This window comes from Clostridium sp., from assembly GCF_017888565.1.
GTDB lineage: Bacteria > Bacillota > Clostridia > Clostridiales > Clostridiaceae > Clostridium.
Window position 1 is genome coordinate 1 of record NZ_JAGHFX010000090.1, and the last position, 17,360, is coordinate 17,360.

Annotated in this window: 17 protein-coding genes; 3 read left to right on the forward strand and 14 right to left on the reverse strand. The window is 26.3% G+C overall.

All coding sequences use genetic code 11. The features are described from left to right. The first annotated feature begins 210 nt into the window (after positions 1-210). Positions 211-540, forward strand: a complete 330-nt coding sequence (locus J7M87_RS17230) for a HesB-like protein (protein ID WP_291652931.1) — start codon at positions 211-213, stop codon at positions 538-540. A gap of 77 nt (positions 541-617) precedes the next feature. On the opposite strand, the gene J7M87_RS17235 is transcribed toward J7M87_RS17230, so the two are convergent. The 7 genes from J7M87_RS17235 to J7M87_RS17265 form a co-directional block, all read right to left on the reverse strand. Beyond that, positions 618-1,487 carry a methionyl aminopeptidase gene (locus J7M87_RS17235; RefSeq protein WP_291652933.1) on the reverse strand — a complete coding sequence of 290 codons (870 nt, stop codon included), beginning with the start codon at positions 1,485-1,487 and terminating at the stop codon, positions 618-620. Positions 1,488-1,826: 339 nt separating this feature from the next. Then, positions 1,827-2,483: a hypothetical protein gene (locus tag J7M87_RS17240; protein ID WP_291652935.1), complete on the reverse strand. Its 657-nt coding sequence runs from the start codon at positions 2,481-2,483 to the stop codon at positions 1,827-1,829. 152 nt (positions 2,484-2,635) lie between these two features. Continuing rightward, positions 2,636-3,979, reverse strand: a complete 1,344-nt coding sequence (locus J7M87_RS17245; protein WP_291652937.1) for a VWA-like domain-containing protein — start codon at positions 3,977-3,979, stop codon at positions 2,636-2,638. A gap of 13 nt (positions 3,980-3,992) precedes the next feature. Further along, complete coding sequence (locus tag J7M87_RS17250) at positions 3,993-5,078, reverse strand: AAA family ATPase (protein WP_291652938.1); 1,086 nt, start codon at positions 5,076-5,078, stop codon at positions 3,993-3,995. A gap of 19 nt (positions 5,079-5,097) precedes the next feature. After that, positions 5,098-5,871 (reverse strand): hypothetical protein, encoded by a 774-nt coding sequence (locus J7M87_RS17255; RefSeq protein ID WP_291652940.1) that lies wholly within the window; start codon positions 5,869-5,871, stop codon positions 5,098-5,100. 221 nt (positions 5,872-6,092) lie between these two features. Continuing rightward, positions 6,093-6,887 carry a hypothetical protein gene (locus J7M87_RS17260; RefSeq protein ID WP_291652942.1) on the reverse strand — a complete coding sequence of 265 codons (795 nt, stop codon included), beginning with the start codon at positions 6,885-6,887 and terminating at the stop codon, positions 6,093-6,095. A 19-nt stretch (positions 6,888-6,906) separates the two neighbouring features. Further along, positions 6,907-7,467 carry a TetR/AcrR family transcriptional regulator gene (locus tag J7M87_RS17265; RefSeq protein WP_291652944.1) on the reverse strand — a complete coding sequence of 187 codons (561 nt, stop codon included), beginning with the start codon at positions 7,465-7,467 and terminating at the stop codon, positions 6,907-6,909. Between the two features lie 231 nt (positions 7,468-7,698). Here J7M87_RS17265 and J7M87_RS17270 point away from each other — a divergent pair, with 231 nt between their 5' ends. Then, a complete protein-coding gene (locus tag J7M87_RS17270; RefSeq protein WP_291652946.1) occupies positions 7,699-8,520 on the forward strand; it encodes an N-acetylmuramoyl-L-alanine amidase in 822 nt (273 codons plus the stop codon). A gap of 162 nt (positions 8,521-8,682) precedes the next feature. Here the strand turns inward: J7M87_RS17270 and J7M87_RS17275 are convergent, their stop codons facing one another. From J7M87_RS17275 to J7M87_RS17305, 7 genes are all read right to left on the reverse strand, one after another. Continuing rightward, entirely contained in the window at positions 8,683-10,200 is a 1,518-nt protein-coding gene (locus J7M87_RS17275; protein WP_291653059.1) for a ClC family H(+)/Cl(-) exchange transporter, read from the reverse strand. A gap of 47 nt (positions 10,201-10,247) precedes the next feature. Further along, positions 10,248-11,012 carry a 5'/3'-nucleotidase SurE gene (gene surE, locus J7M87_RS17280; protein WP_291652948.1) on the reverse strand — a complete coding sequence of 255 codons (765 nt, stop codon included), beginning with the start codon at positions 11,010-11,012 and terminating at the stop codon, positions 10,248-10,250. 174 nt (positions 11,013-11,186) lie between these two features. Further along, positions 11,187-12,188, reverse strand: a complete 1,002-nt coding sequence (locus tag J7M87_RS17285; RefSeq protein WP_291652950.1) for an LLM class flavin-dependent oxidoreductase — start codon at positions 12,186-12,188, stop codon at positions 11,187-11,189. Positions 12,189-12,305: 117 nt separating this feature from the next. Beyond that, positions 12,306-14,297: an ABC transporter permease gene (locus tag J7M87_RS17290; protein WP_291652952.1), complete on the reverse strand. Its 1,992-nt coding sequence runs from the start codon at positions 14,295-14,297 to the stop codon at positions 12,306-12,308. Further along, the gene (locus tag J7M87_RS17295; protein ID WP_291652954.1) at positions 14,287-15,057 is read right to left on the reverse strand and encodes an ABC transporter ATP-binding protein; all 771 of its coding nucleotides are present in this window, start codon (positions 15,055-15,057) and stop codon (positions 14,287-14,289) included. The genes J7M87_RS17290 and J7M87_RS17295 overlap by 11 nt, the downstream gene beginning before the upstream one ends. 114 nt (positions 15,058-15,171) lie before the next feature. Continuing rightward, positions 15,172-16,188 carry a sensor histidine kinase gene (locus tag J7M87_RS17300; protein ID WP_291652956.1) on the reverse strand — a complete coding sequence of 339 codons (1,017 nt, stop codon included), beginning with the start codon at positions 16,186-16,188 and terminating at the stop codon, positions 15,172-15,174. Then, on the reverse strand, positions 16,179-16,859 hold the full coding sequence (locus tag J7M87_RS17305) for a response regulator transcription factor (protein ID WP_291652958.1): 681 nt from the start codon (positions 16,857-16,859) through the stop codon (positions 16,179-16,181). Before J7M87_RS17305 ends, J7M87_RS17300 begins: the two co-directional genes overlap by 10 nt. A 319-nt stretch (positions 16,860-17,178) precedes the next feature. On the opposite strand from J7M87_RS17305, the gene J7M87_RS17310 reads away from it, so the two are divergent. Next, complete coding sequence (locus tag J7M87_RS17310) at positions 17,179-17,310, forward strand: hypothetical protein (RefSeq protein WP_291652982.1); 132 nt, start codon at positions 17,179-17,181, stop codon at positions 17,308-17,310. Positions 17,311-17,360: the final 50 nt, after the last annotated feature.

The window sequence follows — 17,360 nt, forward strand, 5'->3', positions numbered from 1 at the left end:
TAATTATATAATTTATAAAATACTAACTATTCATAGTAATTTATAGTAATTTTATTATTTATAATAATTATTATATTTACAATATATAGTAATGACAATAACTATTTATTAAAATTTACTATATATTGCATAAAAAAAACCCTTGATATTTAATTATACTATGTTATACTAGTGATATAAATTATCATTTAATAATAGAAGGTGAATAATATGGATAAAATAATAATAAGTGAAGAAGCATACAAAGAATTCAAATCATTTTTAGATGAAAATGAAGTTGATAACTACAGTATAAGAATTAACTTAGCTGGATTTGGATGTAGTGGTCCTGCTTTCAATATATCTGTTGATGAAGCAAAAGAAGGAGACATTACTCACAAAGTTAACGACATTACTTTCGTAGTAGAAGAAAAGCTAGTTGATGAATTCGGCGGCTTCAAATTACTTTCAACTGACGAAAATGAAGGAAGAGGATTGTCTCTTAAGCCAGTTATCGAAGTTGAAGGCGGATGTGGATCTTGTGGTGGCGGATGTCACTAATTTAATTTTTAAAATTGTTATGCTTTAACATAAAGAAAGCTGTATCATTATTTGATACAGCTTTTTCTATTCCCTTATTACCAAGCTATTATTTCTGCGCCATCCTCTGTTACTAATACAGTATATTCCCATTGTGCAGAATATCCACCATCCTCTGTTAAAACTGTCCATTCATCATCTTCATCTACAAAAACTTCGTAAGTACCTTCATTTATCATAGGCTCTATTGTAAATATCATTCCTGGTACTAAAACCATTCCTTCTCCTCTTTTGCCATAATGAGCTACAAAAGGCTCTTCATGAAATTCTATGCCTACTCCATGACCACCAAAAGCTCTTACTACTGAAAAACCATTTGCTTCTGCATGTTCTTGTATCACAGCTCCTATATCACCTAGGAATCCCCATGGCTTAACCGCTTCAAACCCCTTATCTAAGCATTCCTTAGTAACTCTAACAAGCTTTGCATCCTCTTCAGTCACATTACCTATCATATACATCCTAGAGGCATCAGAATAATATCCGTTATAAATAGTCGATACATCTACATTAACTATATCCCCATCTTTTAAAACAGTATCTTCACTTGGAATACCATGACATACAACATCATTAATAGATATACAAACACTCTTTGGAAATCCCCCATAGTTTAACGGTGCCGGTATTGCCCCACTATTAACAGTAAGTTCATGAACTATTTTATTTATTTCTTCTGTAGTCATCCCAACCTTGATTTTTTCTTGAACTAAATCTAATACTGCATTATTAATTTTAGCACTTTCTTTAATTCCTTCTATTTGTTCTTTATTTTTAATTAAATTTCTAGTTGGGACTTCATAGCCTTTTAATTTTAAACTTTCTAGTTTTTCATCAAATTCAATATGACACTTCTTGTATTTTTTACCACTTCCGCACCAACATTGATCATTTCTATTTAAATTCATATTAAACCTCCTAAAAATCGTATAGTCATAATATATGTATTCCATCTTATAATAGTCATTTTATATTATATTTCTACTATAACTAAATGTGGCTTAAATATTAGGAATTTATATTAACTAATACTACTTATTATTTCTTATATTATAAATATATCATATATTCTGTATTATAAACTTAAAATTTAGTTAAAATAAGAAATCTTATTAATTTTATTATTAATAACTTCACTATAATAAGCAAAAATATTATTTACATTTATTAAATAATTTATTAACTTTTATATCTACTAATCTATTTATTAAAAGAAAAAAACACTCTATCTCTAGAGTATTTCAATATTAATTCTTTATAGTAAATTCATAATTTAAATATTGATCCATTATAGAATTTATACCTTCTAAAACATCTATCCAGTAATTCTTCTTAATTGTAAGTAGCTCTTTATCTTTTTCATCTACATTTTTAAATTTATTTTCGTTAAAATCTTTAAAAAACTCATCTAATTGATTAGTCATACTACTCATAGCTTTAAAATTATCTAATGTTCCATCTTCTAGAATAACCTTTTCATTACGATTTTTCATTTCAAAATTTAAGTATTCGAATAATAAACTTTCAATTCTAAGATAAACTTCATTAGGCATCTCTTTTGATATCTTTGTTTTTTTATTTATAGATATAATTTCTTCTTTTCCATAATCTCTATAGTTTGCCCATAAATTTGTAAACTCTTCTGATATTGAACTATAACTCTTATATAATGTAAGTAACTCCTCATTATTAATACTACCTGCTTTAATGCATTGATTTAAAGTATTCAATATACCTTCATTTCTACTTCTTATTTCTTCAACACTTTTATAATTTTCTTTTCCTATTAATATTTTATAACGTGAATTCATTACCGACGTGTAAACGTTTATGGAAAGACTTATAACCAATACAATTATTATTAAAAGAATACTATTATTTTTACTTATTTTATAAGATTTCATAATGCACCCCCACAATTTTTTATTATATCATAAATTATCGCCTAATACCAGTATTGGGAGTATTTTGCCAAGCAAAATAATGTAAAATGAAAAACTTGAGGAAATCCGTTTTCATTTTCCACAATTTTTCACTTTACATTTCATTTCTTCACTTAAAAGTATCTTCCATGTTCTTGTTGATACTCCTTAATCATTTCTAATCCAGTAGTACCACCTTCACCTTTTTCTACTTTACCTTCTATTCTTTTTATTTTTCCATAAGGATTTGTTAAAGATAATTCTTCATCTCCTGTTAACACCCAAATTGTGTTTGGATTTAAGGGCGTGATTTCTAGTTCCTTCTCACCTACTCCATCAGTAAAATATATAAGTACATGATTTCGCAATTTATTATCTCTTATATATTTAAATACCGGTGAAAATCTAGTTGATCCAATATTAGATACCCTTTTTTTAATCTCATTTTTAGATTTTATTTCATAAACACGTCTAATTTCATTATCACATTCTATTACAGTAATTTTATTAGTTCTAGTCCTAGTTATTTCTAATATTTCAATCATTATTTTATAAACTTCTTCTTCACTCATAGATGCACTAATATCTATTGCGACTATAACCTCTGGAATACTATTAGGAAGTGTTCCTCTTATATCTAATCTTTCTGGTTGTCTTCTATTTCTTCTTGTTATAGTCTTCTTTTCTCCAGCTCTAAGAGACGGTATCAAGTTTTTTAATAATTGTTGCCATGATATTTCTGCTTTTTCTGTATATGATTTAATAATTGCTTCTATATCTTTCGGCGCTTTACCTCTAAAAGAGCTTATTGCTACCTTCTTAGTCATATCCTTTATTGAATCGTAATTTAAAGTACTTTCTTCCCAAACATCATGTGCTTTTGAAATATCTATAATTTCTCCTATAACATCACTTTTTTCACTCTTCATACTTTTAGATAACTTTGACTTTATTGCTTCTTCAATTTTTTCGGCATATACTTCAATTGCATTATCTTCTTTAAGACTTAAATTATATTCTCTATTCACCGTTTCAATTTTAAAGCTATCTGTCGGTAAATTCTTTATAAATTGATTTATAGAGATATCTAATGCTAAATTAACAGCTGTAGTTGTATATTTATTTTTTAGATCTCTTTCTCTTTGATGATGACCATACATTATATGATATATTTCATGTTTAAAAAGAGCCTGCATTTCCTTTTTATCAAACATCAAAAATAATATTGGATTAAAATACATTTTAAATCCCTGCATCTTTGGAATAGTAGCTAAAGGCCATGTTATATTAAACCTTATACTTCTTTCTATTTTTACTAAGAATTGTCCAAAAAAACTATCTTCACCTTCTAACATTCCTATAACAACTGATTCTACTAAAGAAAAAAATTCTCTTTCAAAATTACTATCTATCCTAGCATTTTCCTTTATATCTAAAGCTTGCTTTAATAAACTATTACGCTTATCTTCAAATAACATATATCATCATTCCTTATTCAAAAATATTAAAGAATGCATCTAAGAATGTATCTTCATTTAATAAATCATAATATAAAGCTTCACTAGAATCACTCTTAACTTCCTTCATTATACCAAGCCTTAAATCTCTTGGATAACAAGTTAATAGATTTCCAAAAAGCTTTCTATTATTTTCTGTATTATTTTCTTCTAAGTATCTTAAGGAATTCTTAGCTAAAATATATAATCTTGAATGACTTTCTTTTCTTATTTCATCTTTTAATTCTATAGGTAAAATAATGTATGAAAATAAATCTTCTGGTTTAATTAGTGGATTTTTTATATTCTTAATGTAATTGATAAAATCTGTTGCAATGCTTATTCCTAAATTACCTTTTACAACATTATAAAATATATCCACTGAGTAGTTATTAACGTTTTTCACATAAATATTATATGCTTTGGCAACTCTTTCCCAACTTCTTGGAGTTGCTTTTATAGTTTCTTTAGAATTTGGAGTGTTTAAATATTCTGGGAATGTTGATAAAAACTCAATTATATGATCATGAATGTTCCCATCATCACTCATAGCCCATTTAATCCATTCCTTTATATCAGAGTCTAATTCTATCCATACAAATCTATCTTCTTGAGCTTTATCCATATCAACAACTTGATAGTCACTGTCTTCAAAACCATCATATTTATTGGAAGGATTCATAGCAGCCACTATCTTAACATTATGTTCTAACTTATATCCGTTTATTTCTCTATTTAAAATTAAATTCATAAGCTCTTGTTGAACAGCATGCTCGCATCTATTTAACTCATCTATAAATAATAATACCCCATCATAATTTTTATTTTCTATAGCTTCTTCCATTTCAATAAGCTTATAATGAGTTGCATATTTTGTTCTTCCATTTTCAACTACTGGTAATCCGCCTATTTCACCTTCTTTTAAAAGGTTAGCATCTATATTAACTAAATAATAATTATCACTTTTACATATTCTTTTTACTAATGAAGTTTTACCTATACCAGCTTCTCCTATTATTAATGGTACACTTCCTGATTCTAAAACTAATTCTATAGTACTTATAGCTTCTGAAAATTTCATATTATCACCTCTTTTTGCCTTATCTTGAAAGTTTATAATCTACTAATAAAATTTTAGCCTTTTTGCTTCCATATTCTCTTATGAAATTAACTTTGTCCATTTCTAAAATTTCAAGTTCTAAAAAGTCTTTTATATACTTTTCATCTATAAGGTCTTCCTTTACTTTATCTATTACAACATTAACTACAAAATCCACATCTATAGAATCATAAACATATTTTACAATTTTTATATTATCTCCAATTAATATTCTTAATTCATCTAAATTAAAATCGATATAGTTAATTGCCTCTTCATTTCCTCTAATCGCTTCTCTTCTAGCTTCTAAACTAGCATTATCTATAAATTTTATTGCTGCCCAATATTTTTTAATTGCTTCAATTTGAACCTTCTCAGAAGGATTTTTTATATATTTTATTGCATCATAATCTTTAGATACAGCTTTTATTTGCATTTCCTCACTAGGATCGACTATAAATTGAATAGCCCATCCCTTTGCATTAATCGCCTCAAATTTTACCTTTTCAGTAGGATTCTTTATATATTTAAGTGAATTCCACAATAATCTAACTGCAAGTATTGCATTTTCCTCACTTAACTCTTCTATATATTCAACTGCAAGTGGATTATTTTTAATTGCTGCTTCTTTCATTTCATTAGTTGGATTTTCTATATATCTTATTGCTAACCCATTCTTTTTAACAGCTTCAAGTATTAATTCTACACTTGGATTTTCTATATATCTTATATATAAAGGGTTATCATATATTTTTTTAAAATCATTATTTTCCATGCCTTTTCCTTCCTATCACTTAAAATTAGTTTATTTAAAAATTAATTTTTCTAATTAATTTGTAATATCTATATTACTTATATTATACTATATTTAACTGATAATTACTATTGCTATTATTTAATAATTATTGTTAATTAAATGGTAATAAAACAATTACATCTTAGTTTATAAATAAAAAAGGTAAAAGTATCTTAAAATACCTCTACCTTTAAACTATTTTACTTATGCTCGTGATCTCTTATATGGTTTATACAATAACATTGCTTTCCTGAACATTTTGAACAATATCTAAATTCCATATTTGAATCATCTTTTTCAGTTATTCCACATACTACACATTTATGAAGAACTTCTCTTTGCTTTACTTGCGATTTAAATTTTTGTTTTCTATGATAATTTATTGTTCCACTTTTCGTTCCAGTTATTATATCTTTTCCAAAGAATATTAAGTAATTAATAACTGGAATTAATACTAATATCATACCACTCAATGATCCTGCTGTAATAAAGTTAAAACCTATTATAATCCAGTTGAATATCGCCAGATATTTAACTTTTATTGGTATTATATAAAATAGCAATATTTGAAAATTAGGATAAATTCTAGCAAATGCTAAGAATAAAGAAAGATTAATAAAGGTTCCTGTAGCTTTAAGTCCTGTTAAAAGCGATACTACTATGGTAGCAATCATACCTACTAAATAATATATATTTAGTTTAAATCCGCCCCACTCATTTTCAAGACCTGTTCCTGCTAAATAATAAAAATATAATGAAAAGAATAAAGAAATTATACTACTTGCTTCTGGAACAAATATAAATGTTACAAGTCTCCATACTTCTCCCTGCATGACTCTTTGTGGAATCAATTCAATATTATTAATTAGTGTAGAGTCTCCTCCATTCATCATTGTAAGTGCAAATACAAAAGCATTTCCTATTACAATAATAAGCATTAAGTTTCTTATATAAAACTTTCCAAACCTTCGTTCTAATTTATTTAATAAATTCATAACTTCAAACTTACTCCTTTTATAATTTATTTGTAACTATGTAAATTAAATCATCTATTGAAAATTCTTTATTTTTCATTGTTATTGTAATCATATTGCTTATTAAGAATGAAGTTAATTTTCGCGTTTCTAAATCGATAGTTATATCCTTGTTTGCTTTATGCAAATCTATTATTTCATCTACAATTATATACAAAGGATCTAAGACATCATATCTCTTGCACCCATGAGACTTTTCACTTTCTACATGCTTTTCACTTTTGGTCAATTCAAAAAATACTTCTTTATGATATATTAAAAACTTTTCTAGTCCTAAGTATATTAACTTTAACTTTTCATCAAATGATATTTCTTTTTCTTTTACTTCTTTTAATTCTCCTAATATTTCTATCCATCTATTATTAAATATTTCACCAACTAATGACATTTTATTTTCAAAATAATTATAAACTGTCCCTAAAGCTATTCCACTTCTACTAGCTAGTTCTCTCATACTAAATTTACTATATCCTTGCTCCTTTAAAAGTGAATATGCTTCTCTTAATATTGTTTCTCTTGGATTTTGTAATATTTTTGGCATGAAACTCCCTCCCTTATAATATAGTTTATATTAATATTCTTATATTATCAACCAAGTAAACTTCGTTTATTGACTTTCCATTTATTTACAGTTATTATTATGTTAAGTATAATAATATTATATAAGTTGCTGTATAAATCTTATCCAAGAAAAGCTTTTATACTTAATAAAAAATTTATCAAAAGCAACTTATAAAAACAAACTACTATACTTAAATAAGAGGTATGTATTATGGAAAATCAAAAGTTCAATATCGCATACAAAAGAAAACTTCTCTATAAACGAAAAAGAAAAAGAAAATTAATATTACGTCTTTCCCTTATATTAAGTGCTTTTTGTATCTTATCATTAATTTTATTATTAAATAGTAAAATTAACAACAATAATAATTATATCAATAAAAAAGTAACAACCTCTTCTTCTACCGAAAATGAATTTATAGTTTGTATTGATCCAGGACATGGTGATTGGGATGCAGGGACAAAAGGTACTAGCGGAGTTCTTGAAAAAGATATAGTGTTAAATATAGCACTTAAACTTGGACAATTATTAGAATCTAATGGAGTAAAAGTTGTTTACACAAGAACTAATGACTCACTTCCTTGGCTGGAAACAGCTAATGATAGTTTAAAAGAAAGAATTAAGATATCTGAAGTATTTGAAGCAGATTTATTTATATCACTACATTGTAATAGTAATTATGATGACTTAGAATCTAAGGGATTGGAATCTTGGTATAAGCCTTCTAGTGAAGCTAGTAAAAACTTAGCACTAACTATCCAAAATGCTCTATTAAAATTAAGATATACAGATGATAGAGGATTAAAAACTTATAAAAATAAAGATGATGCTCTTGCTGTTTTAGAATTAAATTCAAGTGTTCCAGTCTTAATAGAACTTGGATTTTTAAGCAATTACACTGATGAAAGATTTTTAAAATCTAATCGAGGCCAAGAGTCTTCTGCAAAAGCTATAAATGAAGCAATTTTGAGTTATATTGAAAATAATAAGGAGGACTTGCTAAAAGCTCGAGAAAATAAGAAAAATCAATGAATTGCAAAATAATTTATTAGTGAAAAAATGAAAGAACTGAGGTTGTTTTACTACGCAAAACTTAAAATGTATAAGTTGTAATCACTTTCTATTCAAAAATCCTTCAAGGATTTTTTCCTCAACTTTTTCACTCTTTCATTTTTTCGCTATTCACTTTTCTTTCTATACTAAAGTCAAACCATTAATTTGTTCTATCACTGAAGCCCGCCTATCTATATTTACTAAGACTACTATATAATCACCACTTATTAGTTTTACGGACCCCCTAGGAATTATCTCTTTATCCCCTCTTTTTATAGAAACAAGTAAACAATCCTTAGGCCAGTCGACTTCGCTTATAAATTTTCCTTCTACTATACTTTCCATTTCAACTACAAACTCTAATATAGCCTTCTTATTATCATTTTCTTCTTTGCTTACTCCAAGCCTCTTAAGTAACCTTTCTAATAAGACTTCATATATCGGCTCATTCCTTAATAATTCTGAAGTAATAAATGATATTATTACTACAACTGATAATGAAAGTAAATGGCTAAATGAACCTGTCATTTCCATTATAAGAACTATTCCTGTTACTGGAACTTTTACTACTGATACAAAGTATCCCGCCATACCTAGTGCTATAAAATTAATTATAAATGAACTATTAACACCTAATAATTCTATTGATAGAACTCCAAAAACATCTCCTATTATTGCTCCTAGAAGTAGCATAGGCAGAAATATACCTCCTGGTACCCCTGAGCCAAAACAAACTAATAACAAAAGAAATTTTAAAATATATATTATGATTAAAAATAAAATTGACTGCTCTCCTGAGGTTAACTCTAATATAAGTTCATGTCCCCCACCTAATAGCATAGGCGCTATTAATCCTACAATAGCTGTTACTACAAAAGGTATCATAACTTTAACTTCTTGAGGCACTTTTTTTAGCTTAGAATAAATATCTTGAAATAAATATATTCCTTTTGAAAATAAAACACCTAGTATCCCTGTTAAAACTCCTAATATTATCAATATCCAATAATATTTTAAAGGGATTGCATTCATTTCACTAAAATTTAATGCTGGCGCCATTCCTAAAAAGTTTTTTGATATAAAATCTGCACTTATTGCAGCAGCCATAGCTGATAATAAAACTAATGGCGAAAAGTTTCTATGAATTTCTTCTAATGCAAATATTATTCCTGACAAAGGTGAATTGAATGCAGCTGAAAGACCTGCTGATGCCCCTGATGTTATTAAAAACTCTTTTTTAACAGGCATTTTTTTACATGTTTTCTCTGCAACTCCTTCTCCTATAGAAGCACCAATTTGTACTGATGGACCTTCTCTCCCAAGAGATAAACCAGCTGATAGAGCTAATAATCCACCTATAAACTTGTAAATTAATATTCTTAACCAGTTCATTTTAAGCTTATTTATAACTCTACCCTTTACCTGTGGAATACCACTACCTGAAATCATACCTTCTCTCTTAACCATAAGTCCTACTAGCAATCCTATAAGAGCCAACACTACCATTACTAAAATAGCATTTACTACTCCTTTATTTCCCCAAGCATAAAATCTAATAAAAACTGAATATAGTTTATTTATTCCTAATCTATTTAATACAATTACTCCACCTGTAATTAACCCTATGATAATTCCTTGAATAATTAATCTAAATTTCATATTCTTTCTTTGAAGTAATATATCTTTTATTTTTTCTCCTTCCACCCTTACATCACCTTATCTTCAAATATATCTTTTACTTCATCTAATATTTTAAAGTTTGTAAAATCAAAATGTAGTGGTGTTAATGTTACATAACCTTGTGATAAGAAATATAAATCAGAATCATCTTCTAAAATATCATTTCTAGTACCTTTTGTTATATAAACTTTATCTTCGTTTTCTTCTAATAAAATATAATTTGTTTTGTATGTGGACTTTCCTAATCTGCAAACTTTTAATCCTTTAATATCTTCTTCATTTATATTAGGAACATTAACATTTAAAACTACATTATCTTTCAAATAATCTTTTTCTGCTACATCTACTATTTTACTTACCCATTTAGCAGCTTTAGAATAATCCTCATCTTCTCTATCCCAATCTACATCCATAGAAATAGCAATTGAAGGTACGCTATATATTGCTCCCTCTACTGCTGCTGATACCGTTCCTGAATATAAAATATCAGTTCCACAATTTAATCCTCTATTTATCCCTGAAATAACTAAATCTATATTTTCTCCAAGTAAAGATAAGCCTGCTTGTGTACAGTCAGCTGGTGTTCCTACTAAGCTATAGGATTTAAAATTTCCAGCTAATTTTTCTTCTCTTATTTTAATAGGATTATGAATTGATATAGAATGACTAGAAGCACTTTTTTGCTCTCTAGGAGCAACAACTATAATTTCATGTTTTTTTGATATTTCTTTTGCTAAAGCAATTACTCCCTTAGCATTTATTCCATCATCATTAGTAATTAATATTCTCATATAAGTCCTCCTCCAATTAACTTTTCTAATTATTATAAATTTAATAAAAACTATTTATTATATTATTACTTTTTACTTATATATTATATACTACCATAAAATTAAAGATGATGAAAAAAAGAGTAATATAGCCTAAATAAATTAAACTATATTACTCTTTCTATTATTTTTTTATTATTCTTTAAAAGCCTCTGCGATTAACTTATATGAATTTATCTTAGAATTTAAATCTGTATTTAAAGTTATAAGCATAAACTCATCAGTTTTATATATTTCACTCATATTTAATATTTGCTCTTTTATTTTATCTGGTGTTCCTATCAACATTCTTTTTCTATTTCTCTTTACTATTTGCATTTCTGTATCAGAATACTTATAGGATAAAGATGTATCTAAAGAAGGTATTCCTTGAGTTCTACCTGTTTCTACAAGAACTAAAGCTAAATCCATAATAGAAGCTTGCCTATTAACCTCTTCTTCATTTTCAGCACAAATCGCAAAACTACATATTATTGTATTAGGCGAAGAAGAAATTATTGAATTTTTGAAGTTATCTCTATACCAATTAACTGAACTAACTCCCATTCCACCTGTAATAAATTGAGCATATGCATATGAAGCTCCTATTTGGGCCGCAAGTCCTGCACTACCTCCACTTGAACCTAAAATATGAATTTCAGGAACTGTATCTATAATGGGTGTAACTTTTAAATCTTTAAACATATGATTTTCTGGCATCATATCATAAATATATCCTACTAGATCTAATACCTTATCTGCATAATCATCAGAATAAATATTTTTTCCTTGTTGCATAGCCCTACTTACTAAAGGCATTCCTCCTGGTGCTCTACCTAAACCTAAGTCTATTCTATTTGGATATAATGCTTCCAAAAGCTTGAAGTTTTCTGCAACCTTATATGGACTATAATGTGGTAGCATAACACCACCAGAACCAACTCTAATTTTCTCAGTTTGAGCAGCAATACTAGATATAAGAACTTCTGGGCTAGATCCTGCTAAACTCTTTGTATCATGATGTTCTGATACCCAAAATCTATGATATCCTAGCTTCTCTAATTCCTTAGCTAAGGTTATTGTATTTTTTAATGCTTCACTTGCATTTGAATTTTCTCCAATAGGAGATTGATCTAATGCACTTAATTTTATTTTCATTTAATTTGCCTCCTATTATTTTAAACTATATTTATCTTTTCCTATAGCTTTACTATAAATACTTTTTAAAAATTTACAAGTAGGCACTTTTAAGAAACTATTAATTAATAATAATTATTATATTTTCTGATTTATATTTTTCTTTGCTCCAATATAAGTTGCAATAAAATATCCACCATATATTACCAATAGTACACATAAAGATATTAATATATTATTCATCATGCTGCTACTACCAAATACTGTTATTATCTTTTTTGAAAATTCTAAACCAACAATTGAATGTATTAAAGCTAATGATAAAGGCATCATAAAGTATATACCTATTTGGCTTAATAAGGATCTATTAATAATATCATCATCTACCCCTATTTTTCTAAGCAAATTATACCTTTCAATATTGTCTGTTGATTCTGATAGCTGTTGAAGAGCTAATACTGCTGCTGATGTTATCATAAATATTCCACCAATATAAATTCCTAAATAAGATATTATAGCTCCTAAACTTGATGTATTAGATAATATCTCTTCTTTAGACATATAATATAAAGTTTTATATTTGCTTTCTATTATAGGGTCTACTTCAGAACTAATTAGATTTTTAATATCATTATTTCCATCTTTATAGTTTAAATTTAGAAATGAACTTTTTGGTTCTAAGTTATTTATAAGGCTATCAGCAACTACAATAGTACATATATTATTTTTCATCATATTATCATAAGCCACCACTTCTATAACCTTATCTCTGCCTGGCTTAAGGATAGTTCCATTTGTATTTATATCCTTATTACCACTTAGAACTTTATCTAATACTTTTACTGAATCATTTATATCTGTAAATATTGCATATTCACTCTCTTTTAAACTTATACTTTCTCTATTTGCCATATTCATAATTTCATTAAACTTTGATAACCCTATTATCTGAACTGGTTGATTTACAGAAACAGGATAGTAATTTTTAAGATCTTCTCTTTCCTCTTCTGATAAAATATCATTATATTTAAGATCACCAGTATAATTTATATAACTAACATACTTATCAGAATATTTACTTAAATCTACTCCACTTTCTTCCAACGCCTTTTCTATATCCATCCCTTTTAAATTCCAGAAGGTTAAATCATATTGTGTTAAATCCTTTATATCTTCATTCATTGCACTACTAATTCCAAGACCACCTGAAAGCATACAGATTCCAACAAACAGCATTAAGCAAATAAAGGACATTGATATAAATACTGTATTTATCTTACTATTTATTTGCCTTAATACAAACATATTTAAATCTTTTAAATAGTATTTTTTATTAGCTTGAACAAGCTTTAATAAAAAACCAGATAATGAAAAGAAAAATAAGAATGTTCCTACAGAACCTAATAATATACTTAACCCATTAATACTCATTTCTAAAGTTGCTACTCCACCAGTAAGAACAGTATGATAAGCATATCCTAGCATAATACAACTTATAATAAATATTATTACTGAAACCCAAACATTCCTTACTCTTATATTTTCATTTTTTCTTGATGATGTTAATAAATCAATAAGGCTAATTTTTCTTATTGATATAGAGTTAAACATTAGTACACCTAAATAAATAGCTCCAAAGCAGACTATAGTTTTTATCATTGCATTATACGAAAATATAAACTTAAATTTAATAAGATTAACTTGGAACATTTTAGCTGTTAATACTGACAGTCCTTGTGATAATAGTATTCCTAAACCTAGTCCAATAGCTAAAGATATTATTCCTACTAATAAGGTTTCTATAAAAATTATTTTTGATAAATTTCCCTTTTCCATTCCTAAAGTCATGTATATTCCAAACTCTTTTTTTCTTCTTTTTATTAAATAATTGTTTGCATATATTATTAAAAATGCTAATATGAAAGATACAAATATTGAAGCATACCCCATTATATTTTCTACTTGTTCAAAGGCAGATGCCTGCATATCATTTAATTCCATCATAATACTTTGAGATTGTATTGAATTAAAAATATAAAATATACATACTCCAAATACTAATGTTAGAAAATAAATAGTATAATCTTTAAAGCTTCTTTTTAAATTCCTAAACGCTAACTTAGAATACATTATTTTGGTCACCTCCAAGAAGTGTTATAACTTCAATTATCTTTTCAAAGAACTCTTTTCTTGAATCATTTCCACGAACTAACTCATTAAATATCTTGCCATCTTTAATAAACAAAATTCTCCTTGCATAGCTTGCAGAAAAAGCATCATGTGTAACCATCATAATAGTTGCATTTAGATTTTTATTTAAATCTTCCATACTCTCTAATAGCATTTTAGCTGATTTAGAATCTAATGCTCCTGTTGGCTCATCTGCTAATATCAACGAAGGATTTGTTATTATTGCTCTAGCAGATGCAACTCTTTGTTTTTGACCTCCTGACATCTCGTATGGATATTTATTTAAAATTTCTTCTATATTTAATTTTTTTGCTATTTCCTTAACTCTTTTATCTATTTCTTTATGATTTATCTTTAATATAGTCAAAGCCAATGCTATATTTTCATAAGCAGTTAAAGTATCTAGAAGATTAAAGTCTTGAAAAATAAATCCTAATTCTTCTCTTCTAAACTTTGCTACCTTTTTTGAATTTAATTTAGTAATATCATTTCCTGATATATGAATATGCCCACTAGTTACTTTGTCTATAGTTGATATACAATTTAATAGTGTAGTCTTACCGCTTCCAGAGGCCCCCATCACACCAACAAATTCTCCTTCTTCTACTGAAAAACTGATATTATTAATAGCTTTAGTTATATTCCCTTTTCTTCCATAATATTTTTCTATATTACTTACTCTTAACACTTCTTTTCTCATATTATTATTCCTCCTATTTGATACTATAGGATAATTTTAAGATTTAATCATTATATAATCCATTGAAGAACATAACAGAAAACTTACACTTTTGTAATATAATAATATTTAAAATTAATTTTCAAAAATCATCATTTTATTTATAGGAAATGTTATTGATACTTTAGTACCAATTCTAAATTCTGAGTTTAAACTTATTCCAATCCCAAGTTTAGATGCTAGCTTTTTGCATAAATATAGCCCTATCCCTGTTGATTTTCCAAATTTGCGTCCATTTTCTCCTGTATATCCTTTATCAAAAGCTTTAATTACATCACTTTCATTCATTCCAATTCCAGTATCTTCAATATGTAAAACAATATTATCACCTAATTTTTTTGTATAAAATTTTATTTTACACTCACCACTTCCAATATACTTTATAGAATTAGATACTATTTGATTAATAATAAACTCAATCCACTTACTATCTGAGTATACAAATACATCTAAATCACTAGCTTCGATTTTTATTTTTCTTTCTATTAGGGTATTAGCATTTCTTTTTATGACTTTGTTTACAGAACTTTTTAAATTTAATTCTTTTATTATATAATCCTTTTCTAAAGCATTACTTCTTGTATAAAAAAGTGCTTGCTCAATATAGTTTTCAACTTTATCTATTTCCTCATCTATACTTTTAGTTAATTCAGATTTATTATTTTCTATAAGTAATTTACAACTTGAAATTGGAGTTTTTATTTCATGAACCCAGAGCTCTATATACTCTCTGTATTCATTATTGTTTATTTTTAAAGAAGCTATTTCATCGTTCATTGATTTTGCAGCTTCTTTAAGTGCATAATATAAAATTTTGCTATCTAAAAAACTTCCTTCTTCTAAAATTTCTGAAATTAAATATTTTTTATCTATCGTATCTAAATTAGAAATTAATTCATCATAATACTTTTTTTTATTAAAATAATCATATAAGTGAAATATTAATATTCCTATAGAGTTAAGAATGAATATAAATACAATGGCATATAAATCTACACTCAAAGCCCTAAGTAATATTGAACTAAAAGCTAATATTACTATACCTATTATAATAAATAACATTCTTTCCTTGATGAAATCAATTAATCGCATATCAATATATATCCTTGTCCTCTCTTAGTCTTTAAATAATCTATTGCACCTATTTCTTCTAGTTTTTTTCTTAATCGATTTATATTCACTGTTAATGTATTATCATCAACAAACTCATCAGATTGCCATAAAGATTCAATTATTTCATTTCTTGATACTATCTTTTCTTTATTTTTAATTAAAACATATAATATTCTACTTTCATTTTTACTTAATTCTATTCTTTTATTGTCATATTCAGCTTCACTTGTAGATAAATTATGTAATAAACCTCTATACTCTAATATTTCCGAATCATAGCTATTATAAGTTCTTCTTATTATTGAAGAAATCCTAGCTAGAAGTATTTGAGTATTATATGGTTTTGTTATAAAATCATCTGCACCCAAATTCATACTCATAAGTTCATCTACTTCACTATCTCTACTAGTAACAACTATTATTGGTACAGAGCTTCTTCTTCTAATTTCTCTACATATGTAATATCCATCATAATAAGGTAAATTAATATCTAATAAAACTAAATGATATTTTTCTTTCATGAATTCTTCTACTATATTTTCAAAATTTAAAGAATAACTAGTTTCATATCCATATCTATTTAAAAATGTACATAATTCATTTCTTATTTTTTCCTCATCTTCTATTATAAAAATTTTCTTTATATCCATATTTCCTCCAAAATCAAAATCTATTTTTTTCTTATTTTGTACTACATTCAATTATATATCAAATTTATATATTTATTGCAATTAATTATTCACATAATTTTTATTGGTATTACTTTAAAGAGTTAAGAAAATCATTTAATTAAAATAAGAAATTAAATTTATGCAAACTATCTAGTTTTAATAAAAATTGATTGATTTATAAATACTATTGAATTTAAATAGTTCGAGAAAGACATTTTATTATTATAAATTATAAAATAATATTTTCTATTAATAAGGGAATTCTATTATTGATAATAATAATTTAGGAGGACTTAAAATGAAAAACAAAAATTCTAACGATGTTACTAACCCATCATCATCTAATTATGATAAGAGAATCAAAAATAAAGCTAATGAAAAAACTCCATATGGTGAAAATGAACCATCTACTCATACAACATATAAATAAATTTTAATAAATAAATACCGTTTATAAAATAAACGGTATTTCTCATTAAT

Bases quoted from the DNA above. Each gene is read 5' to 3' on its own strand.
- J7M87_RS17230 (WP_291652931.1), top strand. From the start codon at position 211: ATGGATAAAATAATAATAAGTGAAGAAGCATACAAAGAATTCAAATCA.
- J7M87_RS17235 (WP_291652933.1), bottom strand. From the start codon at position 1,487: ATGAATTTAAATAGAAATGATCAATGTTGGTGCGGAAGTGGTAAAAAA.
- J7M87_RS17240 (WP_291652935.1), bottom strand. From the start codon at position 2,483: ATGAAATCTTATAAAATAAGTAAAAATAATAGTATTCTTTTAATAATA.
- J7M87_RS17245 (WP_291652937.1), bottom strand. From the start codon at position 3,979: ATGTTATTTGAAGATAAGCGTAATAGTTTATTAAAGCAAGCTTTAGAT.
- J7M87_RS17250 (WP_291652938.1), bottom strand. From the start codon at position 5,078: ATGAAATTTTCAGAAGCTATAAGTACTATAGAATTAGTTTTAGAATCA.
- J7M87_RS17255 (WP_291652940.1), bottom strand. From the start codon at position 5,871: ATGGAAAATAATGATTTTAAAAAAATATATGATAACCCTTTATATATA.
- J7M87_RS17260 (WP_291652942.1), bottom strand. From the start codon at position 6,887: ATGAATTTATTAAATAAATTAGAACGAAGGTTTGGAAAGTTTTATATA.
- J7M87_RS17265 (WP_291652944.1), bottom strand. From the start codon at position 7,467: ATGCCAAAAATATTACAAAATCCAAGAGAAACAATATTAAGAGAAGCA.
- J7M87_RS17270 (WP_291652946.1), top strand. From the start codon at position 7,699: ATGGAAAATCAAAAGTTCAATATCGCATACAAAAGAAAACTTCTCTAT.
- J7M87_RS17275 (WP_291653059.1), bottom strand. From the start codon at position 10,200: ATGAAATTTAGATTAATTATTCAAGGAATTATCATAGGGTTAATTACA.
- surE (WP_291652948.1), bottom strand. From the start codon at position 11,012: ATGAGAATATTAATTACTAATGATGATGGAATAAATGCTAAGGGAGTA.
- J7M87_RS17285 (WP_291652950.1), bottom strand. From the start codon at position 12,188: ATGAAAATAAAATTAAGTGCATTAGATCAATCTCCTATTGGAGAAAAT.
- J7M87_RS17290 (WP_291652952.1), bottom strand. From the start codon at position 14,297: ATGTATTCTAAGTTAGCGTTTAGGAATTTAAAAAGAAGCTTTAAAGAT.
- J7M87_RS17295 (WP_291652954.1), bottom strand. From the start codon at position 15,057: ATGAGAAAAGAAGTGTTAAGAGTAAGTAATATAGAAAAATATTATGGA.
- J7M87_RS17300 (WP_291652956.1), bottom strand. From the start codon at position 16,188: ATGCGATTAATTGATTTCATCAAGGAAAGAATGTTATTTATTATAATA.
- J7M87_RS17305 (WP_291652958.1), bottom strand. From the start codon at position 16,859: ATGGATATAAAGAAAATTTTTATAATAGAAGATGAGGAAAAAATAAGA.
- J7M87_RS17310 (WP_291652982.1), top strand. From the start codon at position 17,179: ATGAAAAACAAAAATTCTAACGATGTTACTAACCCATCATCATCTAAT.